General features: G+C 63.1%; 26 protein-coding genes. 20 read left to right on the top strand and 6 right to left on the bottom strand.

Going from position 1 to position 24,742, the window contains the following annotated elements; all coding sequences use genetic code 11:
• Window positions 1-44: 44 nt before the first annotated feature.
• A complete protein-coding gene (locus tag AB5Y98_RS14990) occupies window positions 45-947 on the top strand; it encodes a LysR family transcriptional regulator (protein ID WP_005308024.1) in 903 nt (300 codons plus the stop codon).
• A 55-nt stretch (window positions 948-1,002) separates the two neighbouring features.
• Window positions 1,003-1,317, top strand: coding sequence for a DUF2007 domain-containing protein (locus AB5Y98_RS14985; RefSeq protein WP_005308027.1), 315 nt, complete (start codon window positions 1,003-1,005; stop codon window positions 1,315-1,317).
• 14 nt (window positions 1,318-1,331) lie between these two features.
• Here AB5Y98_RS14985 and AB5Y98_RS14980 read toward each other — a convergent pair whose 3' ends face one another.
• Entirely contained in the window at window positions 1,332-2,615 is a 1,284-nt protein-coding gene (locus tag AB5Y98_RS14980) for a dicarboxylate/amino acid:cation symporter (protein ID WP_026141205.1), read from the bottom strand.
• 208 nt (window positions 2,616-2,823) lie between these two features.
• Here AB5Y98_RS14980 and AB5Y98_RS14975 point away from each other — a divergent pair, with 208 nt between their 5' ends.
• Together AB5Y98_RS14975 and AB5Y98_RS14970 are read left to right on the top strand one after the other, a co-directional pair.
• The gene (locus tag AB5Y98_RS14975; RefSeq protein WP_017764705.1) at window positions 2,824-3,069 is read left to right on the top strand and encodes a YecH family metal-binding protein; all 246 of its coding nucleotides are present in this window, start codon (window positions 2,824-2,826) and stop codon (window positions 3,067-3,069) included.
• Window positions 3,070-3,171: 102 nt separating this feature from the next.
• A complete protein-coding gene (locus AB5Y98_RS14970) occupies window positions 3,172-3,771 on the top strand; it encodes a YhgN family NAAT transporter (RefSeq protein ID WP_010635400.1) in 600 nt (199 codons plus the stop codon).
• A gap of 105 nt (window positions 3,772-3,876) precedes the next feature.
• On the opposite strand, the gene AB5Y98_RS14965 is transcribed toward AB5Y98_RS14970, so the two are convergent.
• Complete coding sequence (locus tag AB5Y98_RS14965; RefSeq protein WP_124250224.1) at window positions 3,877-4,845, bottom strand: LysR substrate-binding domain-containing protein; 969 nt, start codon at window positions 4,843-4,845, stop codon at window positions 3,877-3,879.
• 273 nt (window positions 4,846-5,118) lie between these two features.
• On the opposite strand from AB5Y98_RS14965, the gene tatA reads away from it, so the two are divergent.
• From tatA to AB5Y98_RS14950, 3 genes are all read left to right on the top strand, one after another.
• Complete coding sequence (tatA, locus tag AB5Y98_RS14960; protein ID WP_368232184.1) at window positions 5,119-5,280, top strand: twin-arginine translocase TatA/TatE family subunit; 162 nt, start codon at window positions 5,119-5,121, stop codon at window positions 5,278-5,280.
• A gap of 14 nt (window positions 5,281-5,294) precedes the next feature.
• Entirely contained in the window at window positions 5,295-5,597 is a 303-nt protein-coding gene (locus tag AB5Y98_RS14955; RefSeq protein WP_010635398.1) for a YfcZ/YiiS family protein, read from the top strand.
• A 219-nt stretch (window positions 5,598-5,816) separates the two neighbouring features.
• Window positions 5,817-7,241 (top strand): transporter substrate-binding domain-containing protein, encoded by a 1,425-nt coding sequence (locus AB5Y98_RS14950; RefSeq protein ID WP_368232183.1) that lies wholly within the window; start codon window positions 5,817-5,819, stop codon window positions 7,239-7,241.
• Window positions 7,242-7,248: 7 nt separating this feature from the next.
• On the opposite strand, the gene AB5Y98_RS14945 is transcribed toward AB5Y98_RS14950, so the two are convergent.
• Window positions 7,249-7,395, bottom strand: coding sequence for a hypothetical protein (locus AB5Y98_RS14945; protein WP_017787316.1), 147 nt, complete (start codon window positions 7,393-7,395; stop codon window positions 7,249-7,251).
• A gap of 77 nt (window positions 7,396-7,472) precedes the next feature.
• Between AB5Y98_RS14945 and AB5Y98_RS14940 the strand changes: the two genes are divergently transcribed.
• Window positions 7,473-8,726 (top strand): phospholipase D family protein, encoded by a 1,254-nt coding sequence (locus AB5Y98_RS14940; RefSeq protein ID WP_368232182.1) that lies wholly within the window; start codon window positions 7,473-7,475, stop codon window positions 8,724-8,726.
• A gap of 477 nt (window positions 8,727-9,203) precedes the next feature.
• Here AB5Y98_RS14940 and AB5Y98_RS14935 read toward each other — a convergent pair whose 3' ends face one another.
• The gene (locus tag AB5Y98_RS14935; RefSeq protein ID WP_095591846.1) at window positions 9,204-10,322 is read right to left on the bottom strand and encodes a fatty acid desaturase; all 1,119 of its coding nucleotides are present in this window, start codon (window positions 10,320-10,322) and stop codon (window positions 9,204-9,206) included.
• 149 nt (window positions 10,323-10,471) lie between these two features.
• Here AB5Y98_RS14935 and fabR point away from each other — a divergent pair, with 149 nt between their 5' ends.
• Window positions 10,472-11,092 carry an HTH-type transcriptional repressor FabR gene (gene fabR / locus AB5Y98_RS14930; RefSeq protein ID WP_005308043.1) on the top strand — a complete coding sequence of 207 codons (621 nt, stop codon included), beginning with the start codon at window positions 10,472-10,474 and terminating at the stop codon, window positions 11,090-11,092.
• A 20-nt stretch (window positions 11,093-11,112) separates the two neighbouring features.
• On the top strand, window positions 11,113-11,478 hold the full coding sequence (locus AB5Y98_RS14925) for a YijD family membrane protein (RefSeq protein ID WP_005308044.1): 366 nt from the start codon (window positions 11,113-11,115) through the stop codon (window positions 11,476-11,478).
• Window positions 11,479-11,516: 38 nt separating this feature from the next.
• Here the strand turns inward: AB5Y98_RS14925 and AB5Y98_RS14920 are convergent, their stop codons facing one another.
• Together AB5Y98_RS14920 and rsmD are read right to left on the bottom strand one after the other, a co-directional pair.
• A complete protein-coding gene (locus tag AB5Y98_RS14920; protein ID WP_005308045.1) occupies window positions 11,517-11,828 on the bottom strand; it encodes a DUF1145 domain-containing protein in 312 nt (103 codons plus the stop codon).
• Between the two features lie 110 nt (window positions 11,829-11,938).
• Window positions 11,939-12,568 (bottom strand): 16S rRNA (guanine(966)-N(2))-methyltransferase RsmD, encoded by a 630-nt coding sequence (gene rsmD / locus AB5Y98_RS14915; protein ID WP_368232181.1) that lies wholly within the window; start codon window positions 12,566-12,568, stop codon window positions 11,939-11,941.
• Window positions 12,569-12,678: 110 nt separating this feature from the next.
• Here rsmD and ftsY point away from each other — a divergent pair, with 110 nt between their 5' ends.
• From ftsY to hutH, 10 genes are all read left to right on the top strand, one after another.
• Window positions 12,679-14,523: a signal recognition particle-docking protein FtsY gene (ftsY, locus tag AB5Y98_RS14910; RefSeq protein ID WP_368232180.1), complete on the top strand. Its 1,845-nt coding sequence runs from the start codon at window positions 12,679-12,681 to the stop codon at window positions 14,521-14,523.
• Between the two features lie 90 nt (window positions 14,524-14,613).
• Complete coding sequence (gene ftsE / locus AB5Y98_RS14905; protein ID WP_005308049.1) at window positions 14,614-15,282, top strand: cell division ATP-binding protein FtsE; 669 nt, start codon at window positions 14,614-14,616, stop codon at window positions 15,280-15,282.
• Window positions 15,282-16,238, top strand: coding sequence for a permease-like cell division protein FtsX (gene ftsX / locus AB5Y98_RS14900; RefSeq protein ID WP_005308051.1), 957 nt, complete (start codon window positions 15,282-15,284; stop codon window positions 16,236-16,238). The genes ftsE and ftsX overlap by 1 nt, the downstream gene beginning before the upstream one ends.
• Window positions 16,239-16,689: 451 nt before the next feature.
• On the top strand, window positions 16,690-17,544 hold the full coding sequence (gene rpoH, locus AB5Y98_RS14895; RefSeq protein ID WP_005308053.1) for an RNA polymerase sigma factor RpoH: 855 nt from the start codon (window positions 16,690-16,692) through the stop codon (window positions 17,542-17,544).
• A 197-nt stretch (window positions 17,545-17,741) separates the two neighbouring features.
• On the top strand, window positions 17,742-18,401 hold the full coding sequence (gene can / locus AB5Y98_RS14890; RefSeq protein WP_005308055.1) for a carbonate dehydratase: 660 nt from the start codon (window positions 17,742-17,744) through the stop codon (window positions 18,399-18,401).
• An 11-nt stretch (window positions 18,402-18,412) separates the two neighbouring features.
• A complete protein-coding gene (hutC, locus tag AB5Y98_RS14885) occupies window positions 18,413-19,117 on the top strand; it encodes a histidine utilization repressor (protein ID WP_005308057.1) in 705 nt (234 codons plus the stop codon).
• A 155-nt stretch (window positions 19,118-19,272) separates the two neighbouring features.
• Window positions 19,273-20,508, top strand: coding sequence for an imidazolonepropionase (gene hutI / locus AB5Y98_RS14880; protein WP_005308059.1), 1,236 nt, complete (start codon window positions 19,273-19,275; stop codon window positions 20,506-20,508).
• Window positions 20,501-21,439 (top strand): formimidoylglutamase, encoded by a 939-nt coding sequence (gene hutG, locus AB5Y98_RS14875; protein ID WP_095591849.1) that lies wholly within the window; start codon window positions 20,501-20,503, stop codon window positions 21,437-21,439. Before hutI ends, hutG begins: the two co-directional genes overlap by 8 nt.
• A gap of 45 nt (window positions 21,440-21,484) precedes the next feature.
• Entirely contained in the window at window positions 21,485-23,194 is a 1,710-nt protein-coding gene (gene hutU, locus AB5Y98_RS14870) for a urocanate hydratase (RefSeq protein ID WP_368232179.1), read from the top strand.
• Between the two features lie 4 nt (window positions 23,195-23,198).
• Entirely contained in the window at window positions 23,199-24,731 is a 1,533-nt protein-coding gene (gene hutH / locus AB5Y98_RS14865; protein WP_211049220.1) for a histidine ammonia-lyase, read from the top strand.
• Window positions 24,732-24,742: the final 11 nt, after the last annotated feature.

The following is a 24,742-nucleotide window of genomic DNA, read 5'->3' as shown; positions in this document are numbered from 1 at the left end:
GATTAGTATCCATTTATGAGATATACAGTTTCACTGGTGCAACAATGGATCTGAACGCTGCATTGATTCTAGTGCGGATCGTCGACAAGGGTTCCTTCACGGCGGCCGCCCAGGAGCTGGGCATGACCAAGGCGACGGTGAGCCGGCGCATCGCCGAGCTGGAGCAGCGCCTCGGCGTGCGGCTGCTCTACCGCTCGACCCGCCAGCTCACCCTGACCGAGGCCGGCGAGCAGTACTATCTGCGCTGCAGCAAGGCGGTAGACGAGCTGGCCCAGGCCGAGCTGATGGTGAGCGCCAGCCAGCAGGAGGTGACCGGCACCCTCAAGCTGGCGGTGCCTATCGAGGCAGGGCAGCTGGTGGTGGGCCGACTGGTGGCGGAGTTTCTGCAGGCCTATCCCGGCCTGCAGGTGGAGCTGGAGCTGACCAATCGCATCGTGGATCCCATCAACGAGGGGTTGGATGCGATCGTGCGGATCGGCGACATGAGCGACTCGAACCTGGCGGCGCGGCGGTTGTGGAGCAACGCCCGCCTGATCTGTGCCAGCCCGGCGTACCTGGCGCGCAGCCCCGCCATCACTCATCCCGAGGATCTGGTACAACATGAGCGGGTGGCGGTGACCAGCGGCTTTCTGGCCTCGCACTGGTGCTTCGAGCGGGATGACAAGGAGGTGCTGGTTGACCCTCCCTCCCGCTTTCGGGTTAATAATATAACCTGTGCCAGAGAGGCGGCGAAGGCCGGGTTGGGGCTCGCCTCTCTGCCCGCCATGCTCTGCCACGAGGAGCTGGCGAGCGGAACCTTGGTGTCCGTGCTGCCCGAATGGCAGCAGCCTCGGGTGCCGATTTACCTGCTGTTTCCGGAGCGGCGGCTGATGCCGCGAAAATTGCGGGTGTTCATCGATTTCATCGTGGCCAAGGGGGCCGACTACGGCATAGACACCCTGCTGTAGCCGGCCAGAGCCGGTGCCGTGGTAACGGCATCGCGGGGGATCTGAGGGGGAAGACATGGATCACTGGATCAATCTGTATCGGGCTTCCCATTCGCTGGAGGCCCACGCCCTGAAAGGGGCGCTGGAAGTGGAAGGGGTGCCGGTGCGGCTCAATGGCGAGGCGCTGTCGGGCGCCCTGGGCGAACTGCCGGTGGACATGCTGCAGGTGACCTTGATGGTGCGCGAGCAGGATCGCAGCAAGGCGGGGCGGGTCATCGAGCGCTATCAGCAGCGTCAGGGCAACGGCTGGCTGTGTGGTCAATGCGGGGAGGAGAACGGCGCCAACTTCGATGTCTGCTGGCGCTGCCACCACGATCCCCACGAAAATTAATCGCTCGCCCTGCCTCAGCGCAGGGTGAAGTCGATGTCCTCCCCCGCGCTGGCGTCGTGATAGGTCGCCAGATCCAGCTCCCGCTCGCTGCGGGCAATCAATACGGAAACCAGAATATCGCCGGAGACGTTGACCGTGGTGCGCGCCATGTCGAGGATCCGGTCGATCCCGGCGATCAGTGCCACCCCCTCCAGCGGCAGTCCCACCGCGGTCAGGGTCAGCGTCAGCAGCATCAGGCCGGTGCCCGGCGTGCCCGCCGTGCCGATACTGGCCAGGGTGGCGATGCTGATGATGGTCAGGTAATCCACCAGGTGCAGATCCACCCCGAAGGCCTGAGCCACGAACAGGGCGGTCACCCCCTGATAGAGGGCGGTACCGTCCATGTTGATGGTGGCGCCGATGGGCAGCACCTTGGCGGTGATGGCGGGGGAGACCCCGAGCCGGCGCTCGGCGCAGGCCAGGCTGATGGGCAGGGTGCTGTTGCTGGAGCTGCTGGTGAAGGCCACCGCCTGGGCATCGACGATGCTCTTGAAGTAGTGCAGTGGATTGAGGCGGGCCAGCAGGATCAGCAGGCTGCTGTAGACGCCGAGCACGTGCAGCAGGCAGCCGAGGTAGACGGCGCCGATCACCTTGAGCAGCGGCAGCAACAGGCTCATGCCGTACTTGCCGGTCATCCAGGCCATCAGGGCACAGACGCCGTAAGGGGCCAGTGCCATCACCATCTGGGTCAGCTTGAACATCCCCTCCGCCAGCGAGGTGAAGAAGAGGATGGCGGGGCGGCCGCGTCGACCGGTGGCGTTGAGGGCGAGGGCGAGGGCTACCGCGAACACGATCACCTGCAGGATCTTGCCGTCCACCATGGCCTGCACCGGGTTGCGCGGTACCAGGTGGCTCAGCACGCTGGCCAGGGTGGGGGACTCCGCCATGCCGACCCGTTCATAGGGTCCCATATTGGCGCCCATGCCGGGTTCCAGCAGCCAGCCCATCATCAGGCCGATGCAGATGGCGACGGCGGTGGAACAGAGGTAGAGGCCGATGGCCTTGCCGGCGATGCGGTCGAGGGCCTTGCCCTTGAGCAGCGAAGTGAGGCCGGCGATGACCGAACAGAAGATGAGAGGCACCATCAGCATCTGGATGGTGTTGACGAACAGCACGCCAATGGGTTTGAGCAGCAATGCCTGTTCGCTGAAAGCGGCGCCGAGCCCGATCCCCGTCAGCATGCCGAGCAGGGTCTTCAACCAGAGCGGACGGCGGGTCCAGATCCGCCAGGGTTTGAAAGCCAGTCCATGGAACAGCATGACGCCAATGTCCTTATATTCGGTCTGCGTTGGCAAAAAGGGGCGTTAGTGTAGCCATCCCCTGCTCAGGTTGCCACATTATCGACAAAGCCGTGACCATCACCAGTGCGGGGGTAGGGAAATCGGCAATTTGTTGGCCTATATCAAGGTCGTCGGCAGTGGAGCAGGATTTAATAGGCATCAAATATGTCTATTCAAGAGGTTTGCAATGACTCAATCGGTACACGGCCACGAAGTGATGGAGATGATGCTGGCGCAGGGCGGCCAGTTCACCCGGGCCAGCCTCAAGCAGGCCATCGACGCACGCTTCGGGGCGGATGCCCGTTTCCACACCTGCAGCGCCAGCGAGATGGATGCCGAGGCTCTGATCGACTTCCTGGCCAAGCGCGGCAAGTTCATCGAATCGGAGCAGGGTTTCCAGACCCGCGCCGACAAGATCTGCAACCACGGTTGATCCCCGCCGGCGAGCGCCTGCCGCGCTCGCCGAATCCAGCCGCCTTTGTTATATTTCGCCCTCTTTCCCCTCCTTTTGTTGAAGGCTTAGCCTGGGCGTTGTATGGACACTTTCTCCGCTGCCGTCATGTTGTTTCTGATCATGGATCCGCTGGGCAACCTGCCGGTCTTCCTGTCGATCCTGCGTCATATCGATCCCAAGCGGCGCCGCAAGGTGATGATGCGGGAGCTGCTGTTTTCACTGGTGATCATGATGGCCTTCCTGTTCGTCGGCCAGCAGATCCTCAATTTCCTCAACCTGCGGCAGGAGGCGGTCAGCATCGCCGGCGGCATCATCCTGTTCCTTATCGCCATCAAGATGATCTTCCCGAGTGAAGGCGGAGTGACCGGGCTGGCCGCGGGTGAGGAGCCCTTCCTGGTGCCCATGGCCATCCCCATGATTGCCGGCCCCTCGATCCTGGCCTCCTTGCTGCTGCTGGCCAACCAGGAGCCGACCCGGATGGCGGACTGGTCGCTGGCCCTGTTGATGGCCTGGGGCGCCAGCGCGGTGATCCTGATGTTCTACGAGGTATTCAACAAGCTGCTGGGTGAGCGAGGACTCACCGCGGTGGAGCGTCTGATGGGCATGCTGCTGGTGATGATCTCGGTGCAGATGCTGCTCGACGGGGTGCATCACTACCTGGCGGTGACCGGTCAGAACTGACCGGCCGGTATAACAGCAGAAAAGACACGGGGCTCGATGAGCCCCGTTTTTTTGCCTGTGATCCGGCGTGGTGACCGTCAGGGTCTTGCGGCCCTGTGCCGACAATCAGGACGGTTCGGCAGCAGTGGGCTCCAGCTTGCCCATGATGAGGGCCAGCAGGGTCTCCCGCAGCCAGCGGTGGCCAGGATCTTCCTCGTGGCGCTGATGCCAGATCAGCAGGTGGGAGATGCTGTCCAGCGCGATGGGCAGCGGCAGCGGTACCAGCGGGTAGACCTGGGTGGCATGGCGGGCGTAGAGCCGGGAGAGGGTCACTATCATGTCCGAGTGCATGCCCATCCGCAGCGCCGCCTCGAAGGAGGGGACGGTCGCCTCGATGCGGCGGTAGAGATCCTGCTCCGCCAGCTTGTGATCCAGCATCCAGCGGTCGCGCCCCTCGCAATAGGTCTGCACGTGGGGATAGGCCAAGTAGCGGGTGAGATCCCATTCGGGTTCGTGCAGGGCCGGGTGGTCGTGCTGCACCAGGCAGGTCAGATCGTCGATGGCGAGCAGCCGCTGGCAGATGGCGTTGGGCAGGGTATCGAGCCGAAAGTCCGAGTTGATGCAGTTCTCCCGCACCGTGAAGGCGATGTCCACCTGGCCCTGGCTCATCTCGGTCAGGCTGTTCTCGGTCCACTCCTCGTAGCGCAGCCGGATGCCGGGGGCCTGCCGTTTCAGCTCGCTCAGGTAGAGCGGCGCGAACAGGGTGAAGGCGCTGTCCATGCTGGCGATGACGAACTCCCGCTCGGTGGTGGTCGGGTCAAAATCCGGCGGCTGGATCAGGTTGTCCAGCGACAGCAGGATCGGCTGCAGTTGCTGCTGCAGGCTGAGGGCGCGTGCGGTGGGTTCCAGCCCGTAGGCCGAGCGTACGAACAGGGGATCGTCGAAGGTTTCCCGCAGCCGGCCGAGGGCCTTGCTGACGGCAGACTGGCTCAGATGCAGGCGACGGGCCGCCCGGCTGCCGTTTCGTTCCTCCAGCAAAACTTGCAGGATTATCAATAGATTGAGGTCGATACGCCCCAGCTGTTCCAGCAACATGATATGAATCCTCTTCAATTCTTAGATGAATTTATACCATTTGTTTTCATATCTAGGCGAACTTATGCTCGAAACGTCTCTCGCCTTCAATGGCGGCTGGTACAGGATGTAGTGGTTGAGGGGACAAGTAGCATCAAGCAATACGGCGGCCTTTGGGTCGCCGTATTTTTTGGTGATTTATTTGCAAACTTGCGCCTGTCTTGATTTTGCCCAACAATCTTTGCGCCTTCTTTTGATACAAACGATCGGTATCTATCAGTCAGGAGTATCCCTATGGGACTCGGTGGAATTCATATCTGGCATTTGTTGATCCTGCTCGCCGTCGTGGTCGTGGTGTTTGGCAGCAAACGCCTGGCCGGCGCCGGGGAAGATCTGGGCACCGCCATCAGGGATTTTCGTAAAGCCTTGCGTGACGATGAATCACAGCCGAAATAAGTGGGAGTTGAATGATGTCCGTAGAAGATAAAGTGGAATTGAACGAGACCTGTGACAGCTGCGGCTGCTTCGCCGAAATTGGCACCATCATCGGCGAGGGTGACGATGTGATGGAGCTGGTGATCGAGGCCGCCGAAGAGGCCGACGCCCGCGCCAAGCTGGCCGCCTACGAGGCGCTGGCCAAGCAGGTCACCGCCGAAGCCAAGAGCAGCAGCGAACTGAGCCAGGGCGCCAACGGCGTGATCCTGAAAGCCCGCCTGCAATTCACCTGCACCGCCGAAAAACTCATTTTCGAGATGCGTGCCCGCTCTATCTGAGCCCCCTGAAAACACGGCAGGTTCGCCTGCCGTGCTGACCCTTCTGCTGTGGGTCTGCGTTCTATAGTTAGTTATCCCACAGACGGTTTTGCCCGACGCGAGTCGGCCAACAGAAGGCGATCTCATCATGGTTCAGCGCAGGCTCTTCGCCATCCCCCTCCACGTCGCTCATCATCCGTTTGACCTGCCTGCTGCCGGACAGCCACTGGCGGTGACGCCATGAGGCGGCGCTGGCTCTGGAGCCTGCTCATTCTGTGGGCGCTGCCGCTGCTGGCGGCGGATCTCAAGCCGCAGCGGCTGCCCCAGCCAGGGGATCTCGCCAGCATATTGCAAAAGAAAGAGCTGAGGGCCCTGGTGGTCTATGAGCGGGGCTTTTTCTTCCTCGACAAGGGGACCCAGCACGGCATCCTGGTCAACCAGCTGCAGGGATTCGAGCGCTGGCTGAACCAGACCTATCTGGCCAAGGAGAAGATCAAGCTCAAGATCATCTACATCCCGGTGCGCCAGGACAAGCTGCTGGACTACCTCGCCGAAGGGCGTGGGGACCTGGTGGCCGCCAACATGACGGTGACGCCGACCCGGCGCGAACAGGTGACCTTCTCCAACCCGGTGATCGCCCCCATCGAAGAGTGGGTAGTGAGCCAGCACAGCCTGCCGACCTTCAACCGCATTACCCAGCTCTCAGGCCGGCGGGTCTGGGTGCGGGCCAGCTCCAGCTATTACGAGAGCCTGCGCCAGCTCAACTGGCTGTTTCGCGAGCTGGGGCTGCCCCCCGTCTATATCGAAACCGTGCCTGAATACCTGCAGGACGGGGATCTGCTGGAGATGGTGGCGGCCGGCATCATACCGCTCACCGTGACCGACAGCTTCAAGGGGCGGATCTGGCTCGGCATGATCAGCGGGCTGCGAGCCCACAAGTTGATCCCGCTGCGGGACAACGGCCGCAGCGCCTGGGCCCTGCGCAACAACAGCCCCGAGCTGCTCAAGGCGGTCAACGACTATCTGGCCGATGCCGGCAAGCGCACTCTTTACAGCGACATGGCCCTGCGCCGCCTGCTGGCTCGCAACGACCAGATGAGCAACATACTGGCGCCGGATCCGCTGGGCCGGTTGTCGATCATCCGCAAGGTGCTGGAGCAGCAGGCCGACAAGTACCGGCTGGACTGGCTGATGCTGGCGGCGCTGGCCTACAAGGAGTCTGGCCTCAATGCCAATATCCGTTCCGAACGGGGGGCGGTGGGGATCATGCAGCTGTTGCCGAGTACTGGCAGCGAAGTGGGCATTCGCGGCGCTCGCCTCGCCAGCCTGGAGGGGAACGTGGAGGCGGCCTGCCGCTACATGCGGTTGATCCTCGACACCTATTTCAACGATCCCAAGCTGGACGTGCTCAACCGCCACCTGTTTGCGCTGGCGGCCTACAATGCCGGCCCGAATCGGGTGCAGGCGCTCAGGGCCAAGGCCGAGGCCGCCGGGCTGGATCCCGACGTCTGGTTCGGCAACGTGGAGCAGCTGGTGGCCAACGAGGTGGGGCAGGGTCCCATCAACTATGTCAGCACCATCTACAAGTACTATGTGGCCTACCGCTTCAGTCTGCCCCAGCTGGAGGGCAAGGCGGCCGCCATCGAGGCGGTGGCCCAGCCCTGACGTCCGGCTAGTGCGATGGGGTGGGCGAGGTGAAGGGCTGCCAGGCCTGATCCCTGTGTTGCAGATACCAGGGTGCCAGCTGGCCGCTCGGCGAGGGATCCGGCTCACTGGCCTGCGGTCTGTGACTGATGGCGGGGCGATCCGTGAGTTCCATGGTAAATTCCTTCATCCTGTTGCTACGAGGCCCTTAGCCAGCGTTATGCCATTTCCTCATGACAGGCGGATGACGCCATGATCCCCGCTGAATTCGCCCTGATAGACCAGCCCGAGCTGGCGCTCAAGCTGCGCTGTCAGCTGATCCGCGGCGCCAGAAGCCGGATCCAGGCCCAGTACTACAGCTGGGAGGAGGACAGCAGCGGCAAGCTACTGCTGTCGGAACTGCTGCATGCCGCCAAACGCGGGGTGCGGGTGCAACTGCTCATCGATGACCTCTATGCCGGCGACAACCGCTTCCTGGAGATGGTGGCCCACCAGCCGGGCATCGAGGTGCGCCTGTTCAATCCCTTCTGGTTGCGCGGCTGGCGGCCACTGACCCTGCTGCTGGAAGGGCTGCTCAGCTTTCGCCGCATCAATCACCGCATGCACAACAAGCTGCTGCTGGTGGATGGCAGCCAGGCGGTGATCGGTGGTCGTAACATCGGGGATCGTTACTTCGGACTCGGCGGTGCTCCCCAGTTCGTCGATCTGGATCTCGCCTGTCGCGGCCCGCTCTGCCAGCGGGTCGAGCAGGGGTTCGATCAATTCTGGCACAGCCGCTGGAGCCACCCGATCCGCCGTCTGTTGCGCCGCCCGCTGCAACGGGCCGAGGTGCAGGTGGTGAACGACTTCCTGCTGACCCTGAACGAGCCGCAGATCGCGGCCGTCTATGACCTGCCCGCCAGCCTGTTCGATCCCGAGCCCATCCCTCTGCGCTGGCATGCCGGGCGGGCCGAGGTGTGGTTTGACCGCCCCGGCAAGGGGCTGGTATCCCGGCCCACCACGGCGCGCCTGCTCTGGCGCAAACTGGCCGACAATCAGGGCGCATTGCGCCTGGTCACCCCCTATCTCATCCTGACCCGGGGGCTGCGCCGCCGACTCAGGCAGCAGCGCCAGGCGGGGGTGACCATCGACATCCTGACCAACTCCCTGGCCAGCACGGATGTGCCGCTGGTGTACGGCGCCTACCGCCGTCACCGTCCCTGGCTGATACGCCAGGGCATAGCGCTGTCGGAGCTGGAGGGGGCGTCCCTCAGCCTGCACGCCAAGCTGATCCTGGTGGGGGAGGAGGAGGCGCTGCTCGGCAGCTTCAATCTGGATCCGCGCTCCCTGCTGCTCAACACCGAGCTGGTACTGCATCTGGCCTGCCCCGCGCTGTGCGCGGAGTTGCAGCAGTGGCTGACGACCTGGCAGCAGCGTTCATCCCACTCGGTGGCTGCCCCGCCCTCGACCCTGCGCCGCCTGCTGGCCAGGGTCAGTGACTGGTTGCCGTTGCAGCGCTGGTTGTGAGTGGATCACGGCTTGTGCGAGATCTCGCAAAGCCTTGTGCGCCTTCGAGGATAACGTTTGCCATCCAATGGCGATGGGGTGATTTATCGTATTGTTTTTAATCAGATTGTTTTCTGGTTGAAGTTGGATGAGCGGCAGATGCTTGCATAGATGGCCAAATATATCGGTTTTTTATTTTATTTATCTGCGTAATATTTCAACTGCAAGGACAACACGGCGGCTTGCCGTCGTGCGGAAGAGGGTCGTGAAGGGAATCGGCCGACTGGATCGCTCCAGCCGGAGCCTGCTTCAGATGGGTAGCGGAAACTCAGGAAACAGGAGAGGAACCCGACGGGACCGGATTCCAATATGGAACATGCTATTTGCGAGGGGGTGACATGCGAGTGTCACCCCATTTTTTTATGGCCTGCTGGCTGGGCTGAACAAAAAGACCGCCGATTGGCGGTCTTTTTGTTTGTGTCGTCTGACGGTCTATGGTCAGGCGATGCCTGCCAACAGGCGGCTCCAGTTGCGTTTGGCCACGGTGAAGGCATCGTGCAGGCTGCGATACTCCAGCTGCAGTTTCAGCTGATCGTAACGGGCCAGCGCCTTGCGCTTGCGCTGCTCCAGCAGGCGTTTGCGGCTGGCGTAGTAGTGCTGCAGCTGCTGGCTCAGCTTGTCGTACTCCTCTTGCAGCAATGCCTGCCACAGCTCCCTGTCGTCCTGTCTGTGCAGCCTGGCCTGGGCCCGTTTCAGCTGCATCTCCAGCCTGGCCTGCTCGATCCGCTCTTCCGGGCAGGCGCGCAGATCCCGTGCCAGCCCGCACCAGGCGGCACTGCGGATCAGCCACTTGGTAGGATCGAACTGCCACCAGCGGATGCCGTTGCGATAGTCGTTCTCGAACAGGTGGTGGAAGTTGTGGTAGCCCTCGCCGAAGGTGAAGAAGGCCAGGATGCCGTTGTCCCGCGCGCTGTTGCGGTCGGTGAAGGGCTGACTGCCCCAGATGTGGGCCAGCGAGTTGATGAAGAAGGTGGTGTGATGGGTCATCACCATGCGCAGCACCCCGGCCAGCAGCAGCATGCCGAGCAGATCGCCGTGGACGAGCCCCAGCAGCAGCGGGATGCCGATGTTGGTGGCCAGGGTCAGCGCCAGATAGTGCTTGTGCTGGAAGGCGACCACGGGGTTGTTCTGCAGATCTCGCACGTTGCTGTAGTCGTGGTAGATGTCGCGCTGATATTCCCGCAGCATCCAGCCGATGTGGGAGAACCAGAAACCGCGGCCCGCACTGTAAGGATCCTTCTGGTTGTCATCCACGTGGCGGTGGTGGCGACGATGATCGGAAGACCAGTGCAGCGCCGAGTTTTGCAGGGCGAGGGCCCCGCCGATGGCGAAGATCCACTGCAGGAGCGGGTGCGCCTTGTAGGCCTTGTGCGACCAGAGCCGGTGGTAGCCGGCGGTGATGGAGATGCCGCAATAGCAGAACAGCAGCAGGAAGCTGCCCCACTGCCAGAGGTCATAGCCATGGGTCATGCCGTACCAGGGCACGGCGATCAGGGCGGTCAGCCCGGAGAGGGCGAACAGCAGGGTGTTGGTCATGATGATCGGGGGGCGTTCCATCTCACTCGGTTCCTTTCAGCGAACAGCTGTGCGCTATTTTCCATGCAGCCGGAATTGGGGTCAATGGTAAAAAAGTCGGAGACAAACCTGATCCTGGCGCAGCCTTCGGGTTATCATTTGGCCTCGATAACCTGAAGGTGACTGTTTTCGTGGGTATTCGCGCGCAACAAAAAGAAAAAACCCGGCGTACTCTGATCGAGGCGGCGTTCAGCCAACTGTGCGCCAATCGCAGCTTTTCCAACCTCAGTCTGCGGGAAGTGGCGCGGGAGGCCGGCATTGCGCCTACCTCCTTCTATCGTCATTTTCGCGACATGGAGGAGCTGGGGCTGACCCTGGTGGATGAAGGCGGCCTGACCCTGCGCCAGTTGATGCGCCAGGCGCGTCAGCGCATCGCGGGTGGCGGCAGCGTCATCAGCACCTCGGTACAGACGTTCATGGAGTTCGTCGAGAACAACCCGAACATCTTCCGGCTGCTGCTGCGCGAGCGCTCCGGCACCTCTGCTGCATTTCGCCAGGCGGTGGCGCGGGAGATCCAGCACTTTATCGCCGAGCTGACCGACTACCTCGAAGCCACCACGGGGGCGCCGCGGGAAGAGGCCTACATCCAGGCCGAGGCCATGGTGACCATCGTCTTCAGTGCCGGTGCCGATGCCCTCGACATGACCAGCGAGGAGTGCCGGGCCCTGTCCGATCGCACCATCCGTCAGCTGCGCATGATCGCCATGGGCGCCGAGGTCCAGAACCAGAAGCGCCGTGAACCTCTCTCTTAAGTCAAAGGATGGACAGCTCCATGCATGACCAGAACACGATTCCGAAGAAACCACTGCTGCTGGCCCTGCTCATCGGCATCTGTGGCGATGCCTCCCTGACGGTCTTGTCAGAGTCTGCGGTGCCCTTCTCCTTCTTCCCGATGATCGCCTTCGTGCTGGCCGCCTATCAGCTCTACCAGCACTACCGTCATGTCTCGCTGGAGGGCAACACCCCGGTCTGCATGCTGCTCAGCTTCTTCATCGGCGTGTTCGGTCATTCGGCGCTGGTCAAGGTGCAGTACCCAGAGCTTGGCAGCAACTTCTTCTCGCTGATCATGATGTTGCTGTTGCTGGCCGTGCTCTCCATCAAGCTCGGTATCAGCGTGGGGAAAAAAGAGAAGGAGTGACCAGCACTCCTTCCATCACCACCATGACAGAGCCGGGATTACCCGGCTTTGTTGTCTTCGCCGCGCCGCTTGGCATCGACGATGGCCTGCAGCCTGGCGCGGATCTCAACCATGCCGAATACCCCGAACACCAGCACCTGGGTAAACTCGAGCCGGCTCACCGCGAAGTAGGGCTTGCAGGCAGCCTTGACCATGCTGGCCTGCACCCAGTGCATCAGGATCACGATCACGCCGCACACCGGCAGGAAGCCATTGAGCTTGCCCGGCAGCGGGGCGATCAGGCTAACTAGCACGCCGAACCAGAAGAACAGGATCAGACCCATCGCCAACAGATTAAACACCCGCTTCATCGTTTACCTCCCGCACATAGTGTTGATAGCAGGCCTGATTTGACCGGCCTGTTTGTCCTTGAGTCGTTGTCCAGATTGATGAGGAGGGGCACCGTGCCCATCTTCCCCCTTTAAACCGCGGCGTCATTGTTGATGTCTCGCAGATAGAGCTGGTAGCAGACCTGACCCGCTTGCTTGTCCTTGAGCAGTTGCCAGCTGGTCGGCAGCGGCAGATCGGCCATCTCCTTCTCCCGCTCCAGATAGATGAGGGCGTCCGGTGCCAGCCAGCCGCGCTGTTCCAGCAGCTCGCACACCTGGGGCAGCAGCTCGCGGCGAAAGGGGGGGTCGAGAAACACCAGGTCGAACGGCGTGGCCGGCCCCAGCAGCCAGCTGACGGCATCGGCCTGGATCACCAGGCCCTGGCTGCTGCCGAGGGTGGTCAGGTTCTTCTTGATCTGCTCGGCGGCGCCCCTGTCCATCTCGATCAGGGTGACCTGCTCGGCGTAACGCGACAGCGCCTCCAGCCCCAGCCCGCCGCTGCCGGCGAACAGATCCAGGCAGCGGGTGCCGCGCACATGGGGAGCCAGCCAGTTGAAGATGGTCTCCTTGACGCGATCCGTGGTGGGTCTGAGTCCTTCCACATCCCTGACCGGCAGTTTGCGGCCTCGCCACTGGCCGCTGATGATTCTTACAAAGCCCGATTTCCCCTGCGGGGTTGGGCTCTTGCTCGGGCCGTTACGGCTGGATTTCACTCTGGGCATCGCGTTTCGTCGTCAGAAAATAAAGTGATAGTATAAGGCGGTTCATTTTTATGCCGACCCGCCGAGGGACGGCTATCTTAGCAGTCAGCCTTTGATGTGAGTATTTTTAGATGGCAAAAGGTTTGTTTTCCTGGCTGGGTTTCGGCCGCAAGAAAGAAGAGGCTGAGGCTGTCCAACCACAGACACCGCAAGCCACCCCGACTACCGCTGAGCCCGACGTTGCGGCTCATCCCGCTCCCGTTTCCGAGACGACTGTTTCCGATAGTACGCCGGCCGTCGCTGCTGAAGTGCCCGCCAGCGCACAGAATTCTGTTTTGCACGATGATTGCTGTCCGCCTGCCGAGCTGGACGACCATGGTCCGCTGGTGGTGGAGGAGTGCGCCTCCGATCTGGAGCCGGTGATCGTCAATGAAGCCCTGATCGCCGAAGAGGAGCGCGCGGCTGCCGCGGCGCAAGCCGCTGAGGCTGCCCAGGTGGCGGCCGATCTCAAGGCAGCGGAAGAAGCCCGCCTTGCCGCCGCCGCTCAGGCTGCCGAAGAGGCTCGTATTGCCGCCGAAGTCCGCGCCGCAGAAGAGGCTCGCATTGCTGCCGAAGCCCGCGCTGCGGAAGAGGCTCGCGTTGCTGCCGAGGCCCGCGCTGCGGAAGAGGCTCGCGTTGCCGCCGAAGCCCGCGCCGTGGAAGAGGCTCGCATTGCCGCCGAAGCCCGCGCCGCAGAAGAGGCCCGTATCGCAGCCGAAGCCCGCGCCGCAGAAGAGGCTCGCCTTGCTTCCGAAGCCCGTGCCGTAGAAGAGGCTCGTCTTGCCGCTGAAGCCCGTGCCGTAGAAGAGGCCCGTATTGCCGCTGAAGCTCGCGCTGCGGAAGAGGCTCGTATCGCTGCCGAAGCTCAGGCTGCCGAGGAAGCCCGGATCGCCAAAGAGGCCCAGCGGGCGGAAGATCTGCGCCTGGTGGCCGAGATGGAGGCTGAGGCTGCCGCACTGGCCGCACTGCCACTGGCAGCCAAGGTGGACGACGACACCCAGGACAAGCCGCAGCGGGAGGGCTTCTTCGCCCGCCTCAAGCGCAGCCTGGTGCGCACCAAGGAGAACATCGGTTCCGGCTTCTTCGGCCTGTTCCGTGGCAAGAAGATCGACGACGAGCTGTTCGAGGAGCTGGAGACCCAGCTGCTGACTGCGGATCTCGGCGTCGACACCACCACCCGCATCATCGAGGGGCTGGTGCAGCACGCGGATCGCAAGCAGCTCAAGGATGCCGAGGCGCTCTACGGCCTGCTCAAGCAGGACATGGGCGAGATGCTGGCCAAGGTCGAGCAGCCGCTGGTGATCGACACCGACAAGAAGCCTTACGTCATCCTGATGGTGGGCGTGAACGGGGTCGGCAAGACCACCACCATCGGCAAGCTGGCCAAGCAGTTCCAGGCCGAGGGCAAGAGCGTGATGCTGGCCGCTGGCGATACCTTCCGTGCCGCCGCCGTCGAGCAGCTGCAGGTGTGGGGCCAGCGCAACAACATTCCGGTGATTGCCCAGCACACCGGCGCCGACTCCGCCTCCGTCATCTATGATGCCATCGAGGCGGCCCGCTCGCGCGGGGCCGACGTGCTGATCGCCGATACCGCCGGCCGCCTGCAGAACAAGAGCAATCTGATGGAAGAGCTCAAGAAGGTGGTGCGGGTGATGAAGAAGCTGGACGATGCGGCGCCCCACGAAATCATGCTGACCCTGGACGCGGGCACCGGCCAGAACGCCCTGAGCCAGGCCAAGCTGTTCAGCGAGGCGGTGGGGCTGACCGGCATCACCCTCACCAAGCTGGATGGCACCGCCAAGGGCGGCGTCATTTTCGCGGTGGCCGACAAGTTCCAGATCCCGATCCGCTACATCGGGGTGGGCGAGGGGATCGACGATCTGCGTCCGTTCGTCGCCAACGACTTCATCGAGGCGCTTTTCAGTCGCGAGGAGTGAGTGTCTTCGCGATGAGCAAGCTCGGGCGCCGTGAGTTGAGCGCCCCCTGCCCCGACCCAGGTCGGGGCTTGTCACTGTCAGGGAACCGTTATGATCCGTTTTGACAAGGTCAGCAAGGTTTACAGCGGCGGCCATCAGGCGCTGCAGAAGGTCAGTTTTCATCTGCGCAAGGGGGAGATGGCCTTTCTGACCGGGCACTCGGGCGCAGGCAAGAGTACCCTCCTCAAACTCATCAGCGTAATGGAACGGCCGACCGACGGCCGCGTCTTCTTTCATGGCGATGACGTCAGCCACATCAAGCGGGGGGAGATCCCCTATGTGCGCCGCCAGATCGGCATGATCTTTCAGGATCACCGCCTGCTGATGGACCGCACCGTGTTCGACAACGTGGCGTTGCCGCTGGTGATCGACGGCTACAGCCATGGAGACATCAACAAGCGGGTGGCCGCTGCGCTCGACAAGGTGGGGCTGCTCGGCAAGGAGCGCTACCAGCCGCGCATGCTCTCCGGCGGTGAACAGCAGCGGGTCGGCATCGCCCGCGCCATCGTCAACAAGCCGCCGCTGCTGCTGGCGGATGAGCCAACCGGCAACCTGGATCCCCAGCTCTCCATGGACATCATGCGGCTGTTCGAGGAGTTCAACCGCTTCGGCGTCTCCGTGCTGATTGCCACCCACGATCTGGGGCTGATTGCCCGCATGCGCTATCGCACCCTGACCCTCAAGGCGGGTCGCATGTATTCGTCCGGGGAGGAGCTCTGATGGCCATTCGTGCGCGTCACAAACAGCCGCCGCTGCGGCGCTTCATGATGTACTGGGTCGACCACGCCCGCCAGGCCTTTGCCAGTCTGGGGGAGCTGTGGCGCAATCCGCTCGCCTCCCTGATGACGCTGGCGGTGCTGGGAGTGAGCCTGGCGCTGCCCTCCTGCTTCCACGTGCTGCTGAAAAACGCCGAGGTGGTGGAGGGGAGCTGGCAGACCAGTTCCCAGATCTCCCTCTACCTGCGCAAGGATCTGCCCGAGCAGAACATCCTCGACATGAAGCAGCGGATCCTGCTCTACCCGGAAGTGGAGTCGGTCACCTACATGAGCCGGGATGAGGCGCTCAAGGAGTTTCGCGAGATCTCCGGCTTTGGCGATGCGCTCGACTACCTCGACAGCAACCCGCTGCCGCCGGTGCTGAGCGTGATCCCGGATCCGCGCTGGCAGAACCCGGAAGGGGCGGCCGAATTGCTCAACAAGCTGAGCAACGAAGACGGGGTCGAGCAGGGCAAGCTGGATCTGCAGTGGCTGACCCGGCTGCAGGGGATCATGAACCTGCTGCGCCACACCATCACCGGCATCGCCGTGCTGCTGCTCTCCGCGGTATTGCTGATTGTCGGTAACACCCTGCGCCTGAATATCCTCAACCAGCGTTCCGAGATCGAAGTGCTCAAGCTGGTGGGGGCGACCGATGCGTTTATCCATCGTCCCTTCCTTTATACCGGCATCTGGTTCGGGGTCATCGGTGGCATGCTGGCCTGGTGGCTGACCGAGGTGATGGTGATCTGGAGCGAAGGGGTGGTGAAGGAGCTGGCGGGTCTCTACAACAGCAACTTCAGGCTGGTGGGCATGGGAGCGGTGGACGGGATCAACCTGATCCTGCTGGGGGCCCTGCTGGGGCTGATCGCCTCCTGGTTTTCGGTCCATCGCCACATTCGCGACATCGAACCGTCCTGATTAATTTATCAGCGTTTCAAAGCGCTGGATTTTGCGACCTGGATCAAGTAAAAGAGTGGCCGTTTCTGGCACGGCCACCGTTCTGGGAGTAATCTGGATAGCACCAGTCTTCAGGATCTTCTCTGGATCCTGTGAACCTTCTGATTTATAAGCAGTCTACAATTGCGAAGAATTTATACGGGTGTGGCCCCTATGCCTTGCTCGTCTGACTTGGCAAGCATGTGAAGGTTGCGAGCTCCGCAACAATGGACTTAGCATGCTACTTTTCGGGGGTCCTTCATTGTGACCCCCTTTTTTTGACTGTTCATTCATGATTCATCCTGCCGGCCTAAGATAATTCCGGTTCAGACATGCCAGTCATGTTTGATGCAGGCCGCAGAATGGCGTCCGGTCAGTAGACAGACCCTCTCAGGGTGTTAGACTGATTCGATTGAAAAGTAAGAGGTAGAACATGGGAACTTCATTGCAGCGCACTATGGCTCTGATTCCGCAAGGTAGTCTGGAAGGCTATATCCAGGCAGTAAACTCGATTCCGGTGCTGAGCGCAGAGGAAGAGCGTGAGCTGGCTGAGCGTTTGCAGCAGGAAGGCGATCTCGAGGCTGCCCGTCAGCTGGTTATGTCGCACCTGCGTTTTGTCGTTCACGTCGCCAAGAGTTATGCCGGTTACGGTCTGCCCCAGGCCGATCTGGTGCAGGAAGGCAACATCGGCCTGATGAAGGCGGTCAAGCGCTTCGATCCGAGCGTCGGTGTGCGTCTGGTCTCCTTCGCGGTGCACTGGATCAAGGCCGAAATCCACGAATACGTGCTGCGCAACTGGCGCATGGTCAAGGTGGCAACCACCAAGGCCCAGCGCAAGCTCTTCTTCAACCTGCGCAAGTCCAAGAAACGTCTCGGCTGGCTGAACCACGAAGAAGTCCAGGCCGTGGCTGCTGACCTCGGCGTCTCCGCCGCCGACGTCACCGAGATGGAAGCGCGCATGAGCAACTACGATCAGGCGTTCGATCTGGTCGGTGATGAGGACGAAGAGGGCGGTTTTGCGCCGGTCCACTATCTGGAGGACAAATCCTCCGATCTGGCCGCCACCATCGAGAACGACAACTGGGACGATCATGCGACCCGTCGTCTGAGCTCGGCCCTGGCCACCCTGGATGAGCGCAGCCAGCACATCATCCGCGCCCGCTGGCTGGACGATGACAGCAAGACCACCCTGCAGGAGCTGGCCGATACCTACGGCGTCTCCGCCGAGCGGGTGCGTCAGCTTGAGAAGAATGCCCTCAAGAAGCTGAAGGATGCGATGGAAGCGTAATCCTATGCGCCGGGCGGGTTCGTCAGCTTGAGCAGCACGCGCCCAGGCAGCTGAAAGATACGAGGGAGGCCTGAGCCTCCTGATGAAAACAGGGCCTGATGGCCCTGTTTTTGTTTGGCGGAGATCTGGTCGGCCTTGCCTTGGTTACCCTTGTGTATGGTATGTTGCCGCCACTGCCACAGTAGGGAGAGCAGATAGTGAAACTCTTGAACGACTTGTTTACCAACAACCGCGAGTGGGCGGAACGGATCAAGGCTGAGGATCCCGAATTCTTTGCTACCCTCTCCGCCCAGCAGGCCCCCGAATACCTCTGGATCGGCTGCTCCGACAGCCGGGTACCCGCCAACCAGCTGATGGGGCTGCTGCCGGGGGACGTATTCGTCCACCGCAACGTCGCCAACCTGGTGGTACACACCGACTTCAACTGCCTCTCGGTGCTGCAATACGCGGTCGAGGTGCTCAAGGTGAAGCACATCATCGTCTGCGGCCACTACGGCTGCGGCGGCGTCAAGGCGGCGATGCAGAACCAGGAGCTGGGGCTCATCGACAACTGGCTGCGCAACATCAAGGATGTCTACTTCAAGTATCGCGAGCAGCTGGATGCCATCGAGGATGAGCACGAGCGCTTCGACTACCTGTGCGAGCTGAACGTGGCCGAGCAGGTGGCCAACGTCTGCCACACCACCATCATCCAGAACGCCTGGCGCAAGGGGCAGGAGCTGGCGGTGCACGGCTGGATCTACGGCATCAAGGACGGTCTGCTGCACGATCTCGATCTCTGCATCAGCGGGCCTGAGCAGATCCCGGACGTCTATCGCGCCTGGCCGGACATGCGTCCGCCCCATCGCCGTCGCTGAGGAGCATCCCGTTGGCACCGGCCCTCTATCTGCAGATCAAGCAGCACATCCTGGACGGGATCCGCGAACGCCACTATCAGGCGGGCGACCGGATCCCGACCGAGGCCGCCCTGTGCGAGCAGTTCACCGTGAGCCGGATGACGGTCAACAAGGCGTTGCGCGAACTGGTGGCCGAGGGCTGGCTGGTGCGCACCGCCGGCTCCGGCAGCTTCGTGGCGGACCGGCGCACCGAGTCGCCGCTGCTGGCCATTCGCAACATCGCCGACGAGATCGCCGAGCGGGGCAGCGAGTACAGCGGCCGGGTGATCCGGCTGCAGCGCCAGGCCGCCGACGAGAAGGTGGCGGTGCAACTGGGGCTGCGGGTCGGGGCGCCCATCTTTCACAGCCTCATCGTCCATCAGGCCGACGGTGAGCCGCTGCAGCTGGAGGAGCGCTTCGTCGATGCGGAGCGGCTGCCGGAGTATGGCGAGCAGGATTTTGCCAGCCAGACCCCCAATCGTTATCTGATGGAGGTCTGCCCCCTCTCCGAGATGGAGCACGTGGTGGAGGCGGTGCTGCCGAGCGCCGGCGAAGCCGGCTTGCTGCAGGTACGGGTCGATACCCCCTGCCTGCTGCTGCATCGGCGTACCTGGTCAGATGGTTATCTGGTCTCCTATGCCCGCCTGCTCTCGCCAGGCTCCCGCTACAAGTTGAGCTCCAAGACCAGTCTCAGCTAATTGTATATACATATCATTTTTGACAAAGCCCGCCTCTGGCGGGCTTTTTTGTGTTTAAGCTCTAATGAACACGCTGTTATCAAGATGTGAACTTGATCCTTTCTTTCCCGTCAGAGATCGGATATAAGTTAATGTATATACATTTAGAGGTCGGTATGAACAAGGAACTGTTGAACTGCGAGCGGGTCTGGCTCAACGTGACACCCGCCACCCTGCGCTCCGATCTGGCTGACTACGGTCTGCTGGAGCCCCATGCCCTCGGCGTTCATGAGGGGAGGATCCACGCCCTGGTGCCCATGCAGGATCTCAAGGGCCCCTATCCCGCCCATTGGCAGGACATGAAGGGCAAGCTGGTTACCCCCGGCCTCATCGATTGCCACACCCACCTCATCTTCGCCGGCAGCCGTGCCGAAGAGTTCGAGCTGCGCCAGAAGGGTGTGCCTTATGCCGAGATCGCCCGCAAAGGCGGCGGCATCATCAGCACGGTGCGTGCCACCCGTGCCGCCAGCGAGGATCAACTGTTTGAGCTGGCACTGCCACGGATCAAATCGCTGATCCGGGAAGGGGTCACCACGGTGGAGATCAAGTCCGGCTACGGCCTCACCCTGGCAGACGAGCTCAAGATGCTGCGGGTGGCCCGCCGACTGGGAGAGGCGCTGCCGATCCGGGTCAAGACCACCCTGCTGGCAGCCCATGCGGTGCCGCCGGAGTATCGCGACGATCCCGACTCCTGGGTCGAGACCATCTGTCAGGAGATCATCCCGGCCGCCGCCGAGGCGGGCCTGGCCGATGCGGTGGACGTCTTCTGTGAACACATCGGCTTCTCGCTGGCCCAGACCGAGCAGGTCTATCTGGCGGCGGATCAATATGGCTTGGCGGTGAAAGGGCACATGGATCAGCTCTCCAACCTGGGCGGCAGCACGTTGGCTGCCAACTTCGGTGCCCTCTCGGTGGATCATCTGGAGTATCTGGATCCGGAAGGGGTCCAGGCGCTGGCTCACCGCGGTGTGGTCGCGACCCTGCTGCCCACCGCCTTCTATTTCCTCAAGGAGACCAAGCTGCCGCCGGTCGCCGCCCTGCGCAAGGCGGGGGTGCCGATGGCGGTCTCCTCCGACATCAACCCCGGCACGGCCCCCATCGTCTCCCTGCGGATGGCCATGAATATGGCCTGCACCCTGTTCGGCCTGACCCCGGTGGAGGCCATGGCCGGGGTGACCCGCCACGCCGCCCGGGCACTTGGCGAGCAGGAGCAGCTGGGACAGCTCAGGGTCGGCATGCTGGCGGATTTCCTGGTCTGGAACTGCGGCCATCCGGCCGAACTCAGCTACCTCATCGGCGTCGATCAGCTGGTGAGCCGAGTGGTCAACGGGGAGGAGACCCTGCATGGATAAGATCAACGGGATCGACATGTCGGTCTGGCAGGGGCGTCAGGATCCGGAAGACGGTGAACTGGCCCTGCGCTGGCATGACAGGGTGCGGCCCTGGCAGGGGCGCGGTGAACCCGGCGTGGTACTGCTCGGCTTTGCCTGCGATGAAGGGGTACGCCGCAACAAGGGGCGCGTCGGTGCGGCCGGTGCGCCGCTGGCGGTGCGCAAGCTGCTCGCCAACACGGCCTGGCATCTGGGCCAGCCGGTCTATGATGGCGGCGACGTGCACTGTGAGGATGGCGATCTCGATGCCGCCCACGAGCGGCTGGCCGAGCGGGTGGCCGCTGCCCTCGAGCAGGGCCAGTTCCCGCTGGTGCTGGGGGGCGGCCACGAGGTGGCCTTCGGCAGCTGGAGCGGCCTCAACCGTCATCTGGGCGGCCGTGGCAGGGTGGGCATCATCAACTTCGACGCTCACTTCGACCTGCGCATGAAGCAGGAGCAGGCGAGTTCCGGCACCCCCTTCTTCCAGATTGCCGAGCAGTGCGTCGCCCAGGGCTCGCCTTTTACCTACGCCTGCCTCGGGGTGGCCGAGACCGCCAACACCGCGGCCCTGTTTGCCCGTGCCGAGGCGCTGGGGGTGTGGCACGTGCTGGACGAGGCGATGACGCCGACCGAGCTGCCAGTCTTGCTCAACGGGCTGGATGCCTTTATCGCCCGCTGTGACCACCTCTATCTGACCATCGATCTGGACGTGCTGCCCGCCGCCGTGATGCCGGGGGTAAGTGCCCCTGCCGCCCGCGGCGTGGAGCTGGCGGTCATCGAACCGCTGATCGCCCATATCCGGGCCAGCGGCAAGCTCAGGCTCGCCGATCTGGCCGAGTACAACCCGAACCTGGATCAGGACAACCGCAGCGCCCGCGTGGCCGCGCGCCTGGTTCACCAGTTGACCAAGTAGCGGCGCACCGCGCCGCCTGACCGTATCGCTAAACAAGGAGTGTCTATGTCTGTACAACACCAGGATCCCCGCCACGATCCGAGCCGGATCATCCGTGCTCCCCACGGCACCCAGCTGACTGCCAAGAGCTGGCTCACCGAGGCGCCCCTGCGGATGCTGATGAACAACCTGGATCCGGAAGTGGCCGAGCATCCCCAATCCCTGGTGGTGTACGGCGGCATCGGTCGCGCCGCCCGCAACTGGGCCTGCTACGACAAGATCGTCGAGGTGCTGACCCGCTTGGAGGAGAACGAGACCCTGCTGGTGCAATCCGGCAAGCCGGTCGGCGTGTTCCAGACCCACAAGGACGCCCCGCGGGTGCTGATCGCCAACTCCAACCTGGTGCCGCACTGGGCCAACTGGGAGCACTTCAACGAGCTCGACAAGAAGGGCCTGATGATGTACGGCCAGATGACCGCCGGCTCCTGGATCTACATAGGTACTCAGGGGATCGTGCAGGGCACCTACGAAACCTTCTTCGCGGTGGCGAACCAGCACTTCAACGGCGAACCCAAGGGGCGCTGGATCCTGACCGGCGGGCTCGGTGGCATGGGCGGCGCCCAGCCGCTGGCCGCCACCATGGCCGGCTTCTCGATGATCGCGGTGGAGTGCGACGAGACCCGCATCGATTTTCGTCTGCGTACCCGTTACGTCGACAAGAAGGCCCACAGCCTGGATGAGGCGCTGGCCATGATCGAAGAGGCCAAGCAGAGCGGCAGCGCCGTCTCCGTCGGTCTGCTCGGCAACGCCGCTGACGTCTTCGCCGAACTGGTGGCCCGTGGCATCACGCCGGACGTGGTGACCGACCAGACCTCTGCCCACGACCCGGTGCACGGCTACTTGCCCCAGGGCTGGAGCGTGGCCCAGTGGCGCGACCTGCAGAAGAGCGCGCCGCAAGAGGTCAATGTGGCCGCCCGCCGCTCCATGGCTCGCCAGGTGGAAGCCATGCTGACCCTGCAGGCCCGCGGCGCCGCCACGCTCGATTACGGTAACAACATTCGCCAGATGGCGCTGGAAGAGGGGGTCAAGAATGCCTTCGATTTCCCTGGCTTCGTGCCGGCCTACATCCGCCCGCTGTTCTGCGAGGGCATTGGCCCGTTCCGCTGGGTGGCCCTCTCCGGCGATCCGGAAGACATCTACAAGACCGATCAGAAGGTGAAGGAGCTGATCCCGGACGATCCCCACCTGCACAACTGGCTCGACATGGCCCGCGAGCGCATCGCCTTCCAGGGCCTGCCGGCGCGGATCTGCTGGGTCGGGGTCAAGGATCGGGTGCGCCTGGGCCTGGCCTTCAACGAGATGGTGAAGAACGGCGAGCTGAAAGCCCCCGTCGTCATCGGCCGCGACCACCTGGACTCCGGCTCGGTGGCGAGCCCGAACCGCGAGACCGAGTCCATGATGGACGGCTCCGATGCCGTCTCCGACTGGCCGCTGCTCAACGCCCTGCTCAACACTGCCGGCGGGGCGACCTGGGTCTCCCTGCACCACGGTGGCGGGGTCGGCATGGGCTTCTCCCAGCACTCCGGCGTGGTGATCGTCTGTGACGGCACCGACGACGCCGCCAAGCGGGTCGGCCGCGTGCTGCGCAACGACCCGGCCACCGGGGTGATGCGTCACGCCGATGCCGGCTACGAGATTGCCATCAACTGTGCCGTTGATGAGAAACTGGATCTGCCGATGATTGACGGCGCCAACGGTGTCAAAGGAAAGGTGTAACACCATGTTTGAACTGACTATTACCCCGGGCGAGCTGGATCTCGCCACCCTGCGCCGCGTCAGCCGCGAGCCGGTACACGTTTCGCTGGATCCCTCCGCCCTGGCGGGGATCCACGCCTCCGCCGCCGTGGTTACCAAGGTGATCGAGCAAAACCGGGTGGTGTATGGCATCAACACCGGCTTCGGCCTCCTGGCCAACACCCGCATTCCGGTGGAGCAGCTGGACGAGCTGCAGCGCTCCATCGTGCTCTCCCATGCCGCCGGTATCGGCGAGTACATGGATGACGCCACCGTGCGGCTGATGATGGTGCTCAAGCTCAACTCCCTGGCCCGCGGCTTCTCCGGCATCCGGCTGGTGGTGCTGGAGGCCCTGATGCGGCTCATCAACGCCGAGGTCTACCCGGTGGTGCCGAAGAAGGGCTCCGTCGGCGCTTCCGGCGACCTGGCGCCGCTGGCCCATATGAGCTGCCTGCTCATCGGTGAAGGCAAGGCGCGCCACAAGGGCGAGCTGATCGACGCCACCACGGCCCTCAAGATTGCAGGCCTGGAGTCCATCGCGCTGGCACCGAAAGAGGGGCTGGCCCTGCTCAACGGCACCCAGGCGAGCACTGCCTTCGCGCTGGAAGGGCTGTTCCACGCCGAGGATCTCTACGCCGGCGCCATCACCATAGGCGCCATGAGCGTGGAGGCGGCCCTTGGCAGCCGCCGGCCTTTCGATGCCCGCATCCACGCGGTGCGCGGTCAGCGCGGCCAGATCGACGCGGCCGCCTGCTACCGCCACCTGTTGGTGGATGGCAGCGAGATCGGCATGTCCCACCACAACTGCGAGAAGGTGCAGGATCCTTACTCCCTGCGCTGTCAGCCCCAGGTGATGGGCGCCTGCCTGACCCAGATCCGTCAGGCCGCCGAGGTGCTGGTGTGCGAGGCCAACGCGGTCTCCGACAACCCGCTGGTGTTTGCCGAGGATGAGGACATTCTCTCCGGCGGCAACTTCCACGCAGAACCCGTGGCCTTCGCCGCCGACAACCTGGCGCTGGCCATCGCCGAGATCGGCTCGCTCTCAGAGCGTCGCATGGCACTGCTGATTGACTCGCGCATGTCCGGTCTGCCGGCCTTCCTGGTCAACAACGGCGGGGTGAACTCCGGCTTCATGATCGCCCAGGTCACCTCGGCGGCGCTCGCCTCCGAAAACAAGACCCTGGCCCACCCGGCCTCGGTGGACAGTCTGCCCACCTCCGCCAACCAGGAGGATCATGTCTCCATGGCCACCTTCGCCGGTCGCCGGCTGGCGGACATGGCCGAGAACACCCGCGGCATCCTGGCGGTGGAACTGCTGGCGGCAGCGCAAGGGTTGGATTTCCGCGCACCGCTGCGTTCCACCGAGCTGGTGGAGCTGGCCAAGGGCCGCCTGCGCGAAGAAGTCAGCTTCTACGACAAGGACAGGTACTTCGCGCCGGACATCGAGGCGGCTGCCGCCCTGCTGGGCCGTGCCAGCTACAACGACCTGATCCCGGCCGGCGTGCTGCCGAGCCTCTAAGCGGCCATTCA

This window comes from Aeromonas sp. s3 (assembly GCF_040907805.1).
Lineage (GTDB): Bacteria > Pseudomonadota > Gammaproteobacteria > Enterobacterales > Aeromonadaceae > Aeromonas > Aeromonas dhakensis.
The sequence above is the reverse complement of the archived record's forward strand: the minus strand, read 5'-3'. Positions and strand labels throughout refer to the sequence as shown.